Raw genomic sequence first — 12,983 nt, forward strand, 5'->3', positions numbered from 1 at the left:
CTTTGCATTATTTTTTTAGACCTCCAACAACAAACGTGTTGGGTCTTCAAGGATTTGCTTCACACGTACCAAGAAGCTCACTGAGTCACGACCGTCGATGGTTCGGTGGTCGTAGCTAAGTGCCACGTACATGATAGGACGTACCACGATTTCGCCATTTACGACGACTGGGCGTTCTACGATGTTGTGCATCCCCAAAATCGCCGATTGTGGCGCGTTGATAATCGGAGTTGAAAGCATCGAGCCAAAGATACCACCGTTGGTGATGGTGAACGTTCCACCTTGCATTTGATCGATGGTCAATTTGTTGTCACGCGCTAAGCCTGCCAAACGAATGATTTCCTTCTCGATTTCGGCAAAGGTCATTTTTTCAGCATTGCGAACCACAGGCACAACCAAACCACGGTCAGTAGAAACGGCGATTGAAATGTCTGAGTAGTCGTTATACACCACTTCTTCCCCGTCGATGAACGAGTTTACGACAGGAAACTCCTGCAACGCAATCGCGCACGCTTTGGTAAAGAACGACATAAAGCCGAGGCCAACACCGTGTTTTTCTTTGAATTTATCTTTGTATTTGGCGCGTAACTCCATGACAGGCTTCATGTCCACCTCGTTGAAGGTTGTCAACATGGCCGTTTCATTTTTCACTGCTACCAAACGGCGAGCAATGGTTTTACGCAACGAAGTCATTTTTACGCGACGCTGTCCGCGTGGATCAGCGGCTTTTGGAGCGGCTGGTGCCGCAGGAGCTGCTTTAGGGGCAGGAGCAGGCGTAGCTGCCGCTGGCGCTGCCACTTGCGCTTTTTCAGCGTCTTCTTTGGTAATACGTCCACCAACACCTGAGCCCTGTACGTCTGCCGCGTTCACTCCTTTTTCCGAAAGGATTTTGGCAGCGGCTGGCGATGGGTGACCCGAGGCATAACCACTTGCCGATGCCACTGGCGCAGCAGCGGGGGTTTCTACGGGAACGGGGGCTGGAGCAGCGGATTGGCTAACCCCTCCTCCTACTTCGATGCGACAGATAGTCGCACCAATAGGCAAGGTAGCACCTGCTTCGGCAACAATACGGAGCGTTCCTGCGGCTTCAGCAGGAAGTTCAAACGTTGCTTTGTCCGATTCGAGTTCGCACAAAACCTCGTCTAATTGTACTACATCGCCGTCTTTTTTGTTCCAGTTCGCAATCGTCACTTCCGTAACTGACTCGCCCACCGTTGGCACTTTCATTTCTACCACTTTAGCGGCTACGGGTGCCGATGCTGCGGGAGCAGCAGGAGCAGGTGCCGCCGCTACTGGAGCGGGTGTAGGAGCGGGTGCGGGTGCCGCAGCAGACGCTTCGATAATACAAATCAAACCACCAATCGGCAGAACATCTCCTTCTTGTGCTTTGATACGCAATACGCCATCGGCTTCTGACACTACTTCAAAAGATGCTTTATCAGAGTCTAAGCTGCATATTACTTCATCACGCTTGACGCTTTCCCCGTCTTTTTTCACCCAAGAACCAATGGTTACTTCGGTGATAGATTCCCCAACGGTTGGGACTTTTATTTCAATTTGTGACATCCTTCTTATTATCCTTTACGTGCTGAGGCACAAGTTAATCGTTAATTGTTATTTTCCAGCAAAAGCTTGTTCGATGAGGTCGGCTTGTTCCACCGTGTGAATTTTCATGTAACCCGTCGCAGGTGATGCACTTGCTTTGCGGGCAATCACACTTCCCAAACCAATTTCTGGGAATTCACGAAGAATAAACGACCAGTAACCCATGTTTTCTGGCTCTTCTTGCACCCATACAACTTCGGCTTTTTTGTACTGAGCCAAATGCGCTTCAATCTGCTTTTTAGGGAACGGATGCAATTGCTCAACCCGAATGATGGCCACGTCTTTGCGCTGGTCTTTTTGTTGTTTGTCGTACAACTCCCAATAAATTTTACCAGTACACAACAACACTTTTTTCACCTTTTTAGGATCCGCATACGTATCGCCGATGGTTTCTTGGAAACGACTTCCTTCTAAGAAATCGCTCATTGGAGAAACTGCCATTGGGCTACGCAACATCGACTTAGGCGACATCAAAATACACGGCTTGCGGAACGGCGTCGTTAGCTGGCGGCGCATCATGTGGAACAAGTTGGCAGGAGTCGTGATGTTACACACGTACATATTGTACTCAGCCGAAAGAATCAAGAAACGCTCTGGACGGGCGCTTGAGTGCTCAGGGCCTTGGCCTTCGTAGCCGTGTGGCAGAAGCATCACCAAGCCGTTCATGGCATTCCATTTCGATTCGGTAGCCGCAATAAACTGGTCAATCATGATTTGAGCACCGTTGCCAAAATCTCCGAACTGTGCTTCCCAAATCACCAATGCGTGCGGGTTTGCCATGGCATACCCGTATTCGTAGCCCATTACTCCATACTCTGAAAGCAATGAGTTATAGATTTCAAATTTACCTTGCCCTTCGCCAATGTAGGCCAAGCTGTTGTGCGTAGCATTGGTTTCGCTTTCGTGCAATACCGCGTGGCGGTGCGAGAAGGTCCCACGTTGCACGTCCTGTCCTGTCATACGGACCGTTCTGCCTTCTGCCAAAAGCGAACCGTAAGCCAGCAACTCACCTGCTGACCAGTTGAAAGGTTTTTCGCCCGCAAAAATCTGCTTGCGTTCTTCCAACACTTTTTCAATTTGTTTCAACACCTTGAAATCGACAGGAAGGCTTGAAAGGGCTTTACCCACTTTCTCAATTACTTCTTTAGAAATACCTGTTTCGGGCGATTGCTCAAAATCCTCAGGTACTGAACGGCGCAATTCGGCCCAATCACGTTCGAGTTTTGGACGCTCGTACAGCAATTGCTTTTGTTTCACTTTTTGCAATAACTCTTGCAACTCTCCCTCCAACTCAGCGCGCATTTGGTCGGCAATTTGCGCATCCAACTCACCGCGTTCGGTCAGTTCTTTCAAATACAAATCACGGCCGTTGAGTTGCTGTGAAATTTTAGCGTACATCGTCGGTTGCGTAAAGCGCGGCTCATCCGATTCGTTGTGGCCGTATTTGCGGTAACAAACCATATCCACAAACACATCACGGTTAAATTCCTGACGGAATTCTACCGCTACTTTCATCACAAACGCCACTGCTTCTGGGTCATTTCCATTGACGTGGAAAATAGGCGCGTCCACAATTCTGGCAATATCCGAACAATAAATCGACGAACGGTCGTCTTCGTGGTCGGTCGTAAAACCAATTTGGTTATTGATGACAAAATGCAACGTTCCTCCTGTATAATACGCAGGAAGGTTCGACATTTGGGTTACTTCATAGACAATACCTTGTCCAGCCACGGCGGCGTCACCGTGAATCAAGATAGGTAATACAGGATCATATTTATCTTGACCCGGAATGTGGTTGTAGTGCTCATCCGCACGGGCACGCACGTATCCAACTACGACAGGATTGACAGCTTCCAAGTGCGACGGGTTCGGCATCAGCTTGAGGCTGACGCGTTTACCTTCAGGCGTCTCGATTTGGCTCTCGTAGCCCATGTGGTATTTTACGTCACCATCGCTGAACTCGTCCAATACTACGTTTTCTTCAAACTCATTGAATACTTGCTCGTAGGGCTTGTGCATGATGTTGGTCAATACGTTGAGGCGACCACGGTGAGCCATCCCCACTACCACTTCTTCCACACCTAATTCAGCTCCACGGTTGATGGCCACATCCAACGCTGGAATCGTAGCTTCACCACCTTCGAGCGAAAAACGCTTTTTACCCAAAAACTTGGTATGCAAAAAATTCTCAAACGTAACGGCATCGTTCAATTTTTCGAGAATGCGCTTCTTCTGTTCAATCGTCGGATTGAAGTTTAGAAACTCATTTTCAATCTTTTTACGCAACCAGCTCTTCACTTTACGGTCGCGGATGTATTGGTATTCAAAACCAATTTTACCCGTATAAACTTTTTGGAGAGCCGTAACAATTTCGCGGAGGGTAGCAGCACGGCCAAACACCTCAATACCTGCTTCAAAAACAGTATCTAAATCCGATTCTGCGAGGTTAAAATCCGATAAATCGAGTTCTGGATAGCGATTTTTACGAGGCCCGAGTGGGTTGGTTTGCGAGGCCAAATGTCCCCGTTGGCGGTACCCTCTGATAAGGTGTACTACCTCCATCTCTTTACGGGTATGACTAGCCGAGACGGGCTTTTCGGTCGTAGCCGTTCCGTTTCCATTCAGGGTAGGCTTTGAATCACCGTATTTGAGTGAAAATTCAAACCCTTCAAAGAAACGTTGCCAGCTTAAATCAACGGAGTCAGGTTGTTGTTGGTATTTTTGGTACAACTCTTCAATGTACGCAGCTTCTGAATTCGCTATATATGAGTATTTTTCCATTTAAAAACCACTTAGTTTCAGGGGCGCAAAGTTAGCTTTGAATTTGTAATTAATTGCAAAAATCGTATAGTTTTAGCAAAAATCTAATCTCTTTGAGGATTCGGTTGAAGGGTAAAAACAATTTCGTGGATTCCCTTTCCTACTCCTGCGATGTTATTGGTTTGGGCGTTAAAATCCTCTACTCGGCGCGAACTATACGCATAACCAATCCGAATGTTCTTCGATATGTCGTACGCAAGCAGTGCTTGCCAATAAGTCGTACTGCCAAATCGAACCGATAACCCGCCCGTAAAGCGGTCCTGTACCGTAGCAATGGCGTTTAAATCAAGGCGCATTTTTGACTTTTCGGGCTTGGTAAGAAGTAGAGATGGCTTGACAATGATTCCGTCGCTTACTTCTGATTTCATACCTAGTTGGACAAAAATGGGTCGTTGGTAATTGATTAATCCGCTCGTGCTGTTGTATCCGTACTGCTGTTTGAGGATTTCGGGCATCGACACTCCTCCAAAAAACGTTTCATCTTCGTAATAAATTCCAACCCCCGCACTTGGCAAAGCTTTATTGATGTTTCCGCCCGTATTGAGCACATCGCGGGCAGGCAAAACGTTGATTCCACCCAATGCCCCAATCGACAATTTTTGCTCTTCTGATATTTTGTGAATGTAGCTAATGCTCCCAAACACGGCCGTATTGGCCGACACGCGGTCGTTTAGCCCTTGGAGTCCTAAGCCAATTTTTCCATTCGCTACGGTTCCGTCCATGGCAAACGATTGGGTAATGGGCAGCCCTTGTACACCCGCCACAAATTGACGCCGCAATACAGCATTGAAGTGGAAGGTTTCACGCACTCCCGTCGCTGCGGGGTTAATCGCCAATGGATTTACCAAATACTGGGCATACTGCACTTCGCGCTGGGCTTGGGCGTGGTAAGCGGTTAGTAGCAAGCAGGAAGCTGTTAGCAGAAAATTGGCTGTTTTTCGTAAATATCGTTTTTTCATCATTACACGAGTTGATTCATTCATCAACGCAAAAGAAAGCAGGAATCTTGCCAAACACAACAAAAAAAGCAGAAGTCCTTGCGAGCTTCTGCTTTTTGAGAGGTAGTGACTGAATTTATTGCAAAATCTTGGTCTTTTCTATCAAAGGAGACAAACATATACACTACTTCGCTGTACGAAACTTTGCAGGTGGCTAGGCAAAAGTGAAACACATAGTTCACGTAGCGTTTTCACATAGAAAACAACTAGAAAAGCCGATGTATGTTTACTATGTGTTTATTCTAATGTGCGCTATGTGTTTTAAATTGAATGTTACCAACTCTTGTATTTGTTCTTACACCCTAAAAAACCACCAGACAAATAAGCTGAAACGTTTTCATAACGGATGGAGGTTATTATTTTAGTGAGTAGGCTCAAGTAAAACTCGCTCAATCGTCTTTAAAAAATCCTTTCCTTCATTGTATTTAGGTCTCGGTGGATTGGTATCCGCAAACTTACCTTCTTTGTCGATGATAAAGTAACTTGGCAACCCCATGACACCGTATTGCTTTGCAACTGTGTCTTTAAAGCCATTTTTTAACCGTATATGATGCCCCACTATCCCCCATTTAGCAATGGCTTTCTTCCAATCACTCTCTTTGTCGTCCAAAGAAATGCTCAAAAACACTACTTTGTCAGGCGTACTCAAGGATTCTTTTATCTTTTTGACGTTTTTGGCCTCCGCAATGCAAGAACTACACCAACTTGCCCAAAAATCCAACACAATTACTTTGCCTTTGTAGCTTTCTAACTTCGCCAATGCCTCAACTCCCAAATCAAATGCTTTTTGTCCTTCGGCCACTACTTTTGCTTTGATTTGCCTACCTTTCAAAAAAGGGATGTATGGACTATTTGGATAATCTTCAACGTATTTATCGTAAAGTTTTTGGTTCGTGGGATTCCAGCCTTCTGTTCTGAGCTTATCAAAAATTTGGTACGCAAACTGGTTTTCTGCCACCTTTGGATGGTATAAACTCCGCTGAAAATCCATCAAGCTCATCGTCGAACTTTTAAACATCACCTTCATGTCGTTGTACAGAAAGGAGGATAACGCATCTAAATAGCCAACGTAATACAAAGATTTTGCCGTAGTATCACTTTGTAAAGGCATTGTTCGCGTAAACTTCTTCAGTTCATTCGGCAAATCATAGAATGAAATGGGAGGCTTGTTTTCGGGCAATAATGGCGTAAAACGGTAACTATTCACCTCTGCCTTGACGTCAGCATACCTGACCTTTGCAAACAGAGGCGACGTTATTTTCTCAAATTTGGCTAATAAATTTATCCTTCCCGCCTCAACAGAATCAATGTATTTAAACTGAAATTCAATAGGCTTACCAAAATTTTGCATAAACTTCTCGCCCCAAGAACCCCAATTGCGGGCATCTTCCACGTAATAATTATACTTGGCAGCATTTACTCCTTTAAACGACATTGTTTCCAAAATTTTTGTGGCATCAAAATACATGGTCACACTGTCCCCCTTTTCGATAAGCCAGTTTCTCAACACAACCGACGATTCATTACTGTGATAAAAATGAATGTAAGCTAAGTCATCTAAAACCAGCTTCAACGTAAATTTATTCGCTTTGTCTAGCTTCGCTTCTATGATTTCACGCTCTCCCACTAAACCATGCCGAAGCAAAATAAAAGACATGGAAGAATCGAGCGGGTTTTTGATTTCTCCAGAAATAGTTACGTTCTGGGAGAAAACCTTTAGTGGAAAAACCAATAAATAGCTGTAAGACAAAAGGAGAATAGTCCAGGTCGTTTTGAGACGCATAAAAATTGAGAGGTTTATTTTTTGCGTAATATCTCTTCCACTTCCTTCAAAATTCTCGAATCACCTCTCTTGATGATTTTAAGATTTTTGTCCAGCATTGTGCTAACGTTTGGTTTTAACGTACCCGAAGCTCATGCGTAAAAGGCTGATTTTCGAGCGTTAGGCCGTTGATGGTGACGTAATAGGTGACACCTCTGGGCAAAAGAAATCGAACCAACACTTCCCCTTCTTCCGACAACTCCGTGGTTGGCTGCCAATAAAACAGTTTTCCATCGTTGACGGAGGCCGTAGGAGCAGCGGAGTGGCTCACCGCCCGCTTGGTCACGACGTTGATGGCTCCGTTTTTACCGCGCAACCCCAACAACGGATTCGCGCGTTTGATGACTTCAATGCGTTCGACTTCGCTTACGGGAATGGCGCTGAGGCTTTGCAGGGTTCCGTACGGAATGCCATCCAACAAAAAAAGCGGTTCCTCTTCCCCCGACGATGTCGCCCGTAGGCTGTACCCTCCGCCTCGGATTCTTGCCCCTTTTCGGCTAAAACCGCCATTGTCGGTCGTTTCGAAAATATCAACGCCAGGCACTTTGCTTTGCAACGCCGTGATAACGTTCCCCGAAATAATGTCTCGGAGGTCTTTACTTTCCACCACGTAGTCTATTTTTCCCAACAAAGTTTGGGTAGCGCGTTTGTTTTGTTTGACCTTCACTTTTACCTCTTCCAACGTAATGCCATTGTTGGGAGCGACGGCCATCGACGACGTATCGGTAATGGCCACGACTGGCAACGACGTGTCGGCCGCGCTCGCTTGCAGGTCTTCGATAACCGCAATCGACACTTTTCCCTGCACGGGCGTTCCGTCTGTTTTTTTTACTTGGATGCGAAAAACCGTCGAATCTCCTTCAAACGAATGTTTGACCGACACCAGCGGTGCGGGAAGTGCCTCTAACGCACTCAAAATGGGGGCTTCGGCTTCCGTTTTGGGCAATAACAACTGCCAATTAGCGGATTCGGGCAGCGGCTCAGGGTCAAAGTCCAGCGGCAACAAATCGGCGACTCGCCGTTCAGCAATGTCGCCCGCCCATTCGCTGCTGTTAGCGTCAAAAAGCAAGCCCGAGGTCGTCACTTCGGTTTTTCCGCCTTTTATACGCAGCCACGACACGGGAAAAGGGGCATCTTGGTACGTCCCGATTCGCGCTACTTGGTTGACATTGAGTACCTCAATTTCATTCCGAATATACAATTCCCTCGACGTCGGAAACTTGCCCATTCGTACGGCCGCCGTATCGTTGAAAGGAAACAGGCGCTTGCCCAGCTGCGGGTTCAAATGCGTAAACGTCGTTTTTTCGTGGTAGGTAGGACTGACTTCATACACCACAAAGCCTTCCTGTTTGAGTTTGTTTTGGGCGAGTGCCTTCAAGAAGTGCCGCTCCGAGCCTTCATACGCCCGTTGGCGGTTTTCGGCAACTTTCTTTTGTTGTTTGGGGTCTGTCAATTTCAGTTCTTCAAACCGCGCCAAGCCCGCAAAGCTACTGCGTATAGGCGAAACCGTTGCCCGTTGAAGTTCAAAATAGATGTTGTATCCCAACGCTTTGTTTTCGATGGCAATGGGCTGTTTGGCCGAAGCCGAAAACGTATTGCCGTCGCCCTCAAAGTCAACGACCCAAGCGTTCAGAATTTTGGTATGGCGAACATTTTCACCCGTCCCGATAAACGCCTTCTCAAATTTTTTGAACTGCTTGAGCCACGTTTGGTCGCGCGTACCTTTAACGGCTATTTCGGCGATGGTTTGTTGGGAAGGAACCAGCGAAATGGGCAGAAAAAGCGTATCTCGTTGGCTGTACGTAATTTTCTGGCGAAAAGTAGTGTAACCCAACAACGAAACCACGACTTCTACGCTACCACCGCGCAGGTGTTGAAAGACGTTTTTTAGGGTATATTTCCCCAGCGTATCGGTTTCGGTGGCTTTGGAAGTATTGCTAATAAACACAACCGCAAAAGGAACAGGCGCCGAGGTATGGGCATCTATTACCTTACCAACCAACACCTGCGTTTGGGCGGTCGTTTTGACGAAGATACCCAACAGTAAACCGACGATAAACGTTCTTGTCCCGAATTTGAGCATACGATTTGGGCGAATGGTGCCATTATTCCAAGAAAGTTAGTGAATTATGTACTAGTTCGCAACTGTTTTTTTATTCCAGTGAGCCCAATACCCCACAAAAAAAGCAGAGGCCCTCGCGAACCTCTGCTTTTCTACTAACTCACCTTCAAAACATCTATTTCTACAAACTCAAAATCTTGATTTCGGTACGGCGATTTTGTTGGTGCTCTTCTTCGGTACAGCCAATGCCGTCTTTGCACTTGTTGACGAGCTTGCTTTCACCATAACCCGCCGCAATAATCCGCTTTGAATTAACACCTTGCTTTACGATGTACGCCACGGCCGATTTTGCCCGCTGCGTTGAGAGCGTTTTGTTGTACTTGGCCGAGGCGCGGCTGTCGGTATGTGACCCAAACTCAATCTTCATTTTCGGGTATTTTTTCATCAGGTCAACCAGCTTATTAAGCTCTACCGTTGCGTCTGAACGAATATCCCATTTGTTGAGGTCATAGTAGATATTATCAATTTTGATGACATCCCCTTTTTCAAACATCGTAATGTTGGCCTCGGTCGTTTCGCCCCCTTTGACTTTGCTACCCATCGTACCCAAGTTATCTTTCATGGCTTCAATCGAGTAATCACAGCCAATAGGCACCTCAAATTTATAGCTTCCGTTTTCGTCCGTCACCGACTCTTGGGTCGAGCCATCGCATTCGTTGTGGAGCAATACTTTTACACCAGGAATGGGTTTACGTTCTTTTTGCGTTGTTACCAACCCGCGCAACGTAAAGGTCTTAGGCCCCGTATTTTTAGGCTTTGCTTTGTCGAGTGGGATTTCCAATTTTACCAGCTCCGAAATATCCAAGTCTTTGGTGGTAAAATTGCGGGTATTGTTCAAATAGCCTTCACTCGACGCTTTAAACACAAAATCAATGTCGCTATCCAAGCACAAACGAAGGTTTCCTTCGCTGTCGGTCGTCATGGTTTTTGACTCTGGCGCGCTTTCGTCTTTGCTAATGACTTCTACGTCCACGTTGGCCAAGGCGTTCTTGGTTTCAGCGTCAAACACGTTTACGATGATGTCTTGGCAAGGGTCTAGCGGCCCCGAACGCTCAAAACGGTACAAATCATCGTCGGCTCCACCGTTACGGCGGTTGCTACTAAAAAAGCCACTTTTACGCTCGCCGTCGGTAATCAGTCCAAAGTCGTCTTTGGTTGAGTTGATAGGCTCACCAAGGTTCTTTGGCTTTTTGGCCATTACGCCTTCGATGAGTTTGGCATAAAACATGTCTAATCCACCAAGTCCTGCGTGGCCATCTGAGGAGAAATACAAGTTTCCTTGCTCATCGGCAAACGGGAACATTTCGTTACCTTTGGTATTTACTGCTGGGCCTAGATTGACGGGCACCGACCAGTTGTTGTTTTCGTACTTACTTACATAAATATCCGTTCCCCCAAAGCCACCTGGCATATCGGAGACAAAATACAACAACTTATCGTCCTTCGACAAGGCAGGATGCCCTACCGAATATTCGTCGCTGTTGAAGGGTAGTTCTTTAATTTTTCCCCAGTCGCTGCCTGTTTTATCGGCGATGTACAGTTTCAATTTATTCACACCGTCTTTGCTCGTTTTGTACTTGCCATCCAAGTAATTATTACGAGTAAAGAGCATTTTACTTCCATCCTTAAAGAAAGCCACGGGGCCTTCGTGGTATTTTGAGTTGATGGCTTTCCCCATATTTTGCGATTCAATTTTCGCATTTTGAAGAGGGTCAGGTTTACCATTGCTCGTTACTTTAAAATTCCCTGGCGTATTCGAATCGTTGGCTGTTCTTTCGGTGTATTCATCCGCGCCAAGCAAATACACGCCTTTGCCTTTGGCCGCTCTTGCTGTGGTTTCAGAACCACCCACACGACTTGTTTTAGCGGAGTTGACCACCGACAAATCAGGGATTTCGTACAAATCCAAAAACGCGGTTTGATTCCAACCGTAGGTTCGTTTGATGTTTACACCTTCATTTCTTGAAGACACAAACACCAAGCCTTTTTTATAATAGGTAGGGCTAAATTCTGCTCTATTGGTATTTATATTATCGAGTGCCTCAATCTTATAACTTGTTTTATTCTTTTTAAGCTTATTTACGTCGCCGTAAAGCTTTGTAAATTCTTTGCCACGGTTGTCGTCTTGTTGTGCTTGGCTGTAGCGCTCATACATGTCTTTTGCCTCATCGTATTTGCCATTGCTTGCCAATGCCTGGGCGTAGTACAAATAGCTACTTGCTTGACTTTTAGGAATACTTTTTGTTTCTCCAAACAAAAGTCGATACACACGTTCGGCGTTTTGGGTATCTCTAATTTGGTGATAGCTATGCCCTAATTTGACGAGTGTATTTACTTTGGTAGAGTCTTTTAGGTTGTCTTTTAATGACTGCTCATAAAGCTCGATAGCCTTTGAATAGGCCATCATTTCGTATTGGCGATTTGCGTGACTCAACGTCGTCTGGGCCTTCACTTCAACACATGCAAGCGCAACTACCAATAGAGTCGATAAGATAGACGTCTTCATAATTCCAAAATTTGGGTAAAGAAAAAGGTATATTCCCCTGTTGGCGTTGCAATACCCCTTCATGAAGAATATACCCTTAACTAGATTTTACTATTAAACCCTTAGAAATAACGTGGAGTAAGAATCTTACTCTTGCTGAATCCGAATTCGTAACGCAGCATGATTTCGTGGGTTGGGATGTTCAAAAACTTACGACTTTGATTGAGGTTGTTACGAGTCCAGTCGTACGAGTATCCCAATCGGAATTGATCAGAAAGCTGAAGCTCAATCATTCCTACGAGTGCGTCGCCTTTCATGATGCTACCATCAGGAAGTTGTTGAATTTTGCCCGCATAAGTTGAAAAGCGATTGTGACGATACGACACCCCAAAAGCGATGCGGTCGTTGAACCACAAGTTCATGTTTCCATCCAACGATAGACCCGCGCCATTTACGTAGCGAACCATCATTGAGGGTTTGAGTTTAACCGAGTTACGGCCTACGACAAACCCACCCATTGCGTACAAGTGGCGACGTACTTTCGCACGTTGGTCGTTGTCATAATCATTCAAATTGTTCTCAATCAAATAAGGTACTGACACCCCGAGGTATGAGCGGTCGTTGCTCAGGTAAATACCCGTACCGAAGTTTGGCAGAATTTTCGAGATGTTACTAGCAAAAGCAGGATCGGATAAGTTATTTCCTAAATCTGCCTTGGCCAAATCCCAGCGAAAATTCATGGCACCACCCTGCAAACCTAATGCCAAAGTTGTACGTTCGCCAACTTTAATTCGGAAAGCGTAAGAAAGCATCGCACCTGTCCAGTTTTCGAGACCGATTTGGTCGTTGAACAACTGCAAGCCCAACCCTACTCTTTCGCGGTTTACGGGCATATCAATACTGAAAGTTGCGGTTTGGGGTGCTCCTGTCATTCCGCCCCATTGGTTACGGTATAGTGCAGTTGCACTTAGCACGTCACGACTCCCAGCATACGCGGGGTTCAAGGCCATCATGTTAAACATGTACTGCGAGAACAACTTGTCCTGCTGGGCCCAGGTTTTACTGCTGCTAATCAGAGCGATTAGCAGCAGTAAGAACGCATACTTTTGTTTGATGAGGTTGATCATC

7 protein-coding genes are annotated in these 12,983 nt (G+C 45.9%); all 7 read right to left on the reverse strand.

What is annotated here, in order from left to right; translation table 11 throughout:
* Positions 1 to 15: 15 nt before the first annotated feature.
* Complete coding sequence (gene odhB, locus FHS57_RS06380; protein WP_183972043.1) at positions 16 to 1,566, reverse strand: 2-oxoglutarate dehydrogenase complex dihydrolipoyllysine-residue succinyltransferase; 1,551 nt, start codon at positions 1,564 to 1,566, stop codon at positions 16 to 18.
* Positions 1,567 to 1,614: 48 nt separating this feature from the next.
* Complete coding sequence (locus FHS57_RS06385; RefSeq protein WP_183972044.1) at positions 1,615 to 4,389, reverse strand: 2-oxoglutarate dehydrogenase E1 component; 2,775 nt, start codon at positions 4,387 to 4,389, stop codon at positions 1,615 to 1,617.
* An 83-nt stretch (positions 4,390 to 4,472) separates the two neighbouring features.
* Positions 4,473 to 5,390, reverse strand: coding sequence for a PorP/SprF family type IX secretion system membrane protein (locus tag FHS57_RS06390; protein ID WP_183972045.1), 918 nt, complete (start codon positions 5,388 to 5,390; stop codon positions 4,473 to 4,475).
* 397 nt (positions 5,391 to 5,787) lie between these two features.
* Positions 5,788 to 7,209 carry a TlpA family protein disulfide reductase gene (locus FHS57_RS06395; RefSeq protein ID WP_183972046.1) on the reverse strand — a complete coding sequence of 474 codons (1,422 nt, stop codon included), beginning with the start codon at positions 7,207 to 7,209 and terminating at the stop codon, positions 5,788 to 5,790.
* A gap of 115 nt (positions 7,210 to 7,324) precedes the next feature.
* Positions 7,325 to 9,331: a carboxypeptidase-like regulatory domain-containing protein gene (locus FHS57_RS06400; RefSeq protein WP_183972047.1), complete on the reverse strand. Its 2,007-nt coding sequence runs from the start codon at positions 9,329 to 9,331 to the stop codon at positions 7,325 to 7,327.
* A 160-nt stretch (positions 9,332 to 9,491) separates the two neighbouring features.
* Positions 9,492 to 11,876, reverse strand: coding sequence for a carboxypeptidase regulatory-like domain-containing protein (locus tag FHS57_RS06405; RefSeq protein ID WP_183972048.1), 2,385 nt, complete (start codon positions 11,874 to 11,876; stop codon positions 9,492 to 9,494).
* 101 nt (positions 11,877 to 11,977) lie between these two features.
* Positions 11,978 to 12,982, reverse strand: coding sequence for a PorP/SprF family type IX secretion system membrane protein (locus tag FHS57_RS06410; RefSeq protein ID WP_122932248.1), 1,005 nt, complete (start codon positions 12,980 to 12,982; stop codon positions 11,978 to 11,980).
* Between the last annotated feature and the right edge of the window lies 1 nt (position 12,983).

The sequence above is a fragment of the Runella defluvii genome, from assembly GCF_014195535.1.
In the GTDB taxonomy this organism is placed as follows: Bacteria; Bacteroidota; Bacteroidia; order Cytophagales; family Spirosomataceae; genus Runella; species Runella defluvii.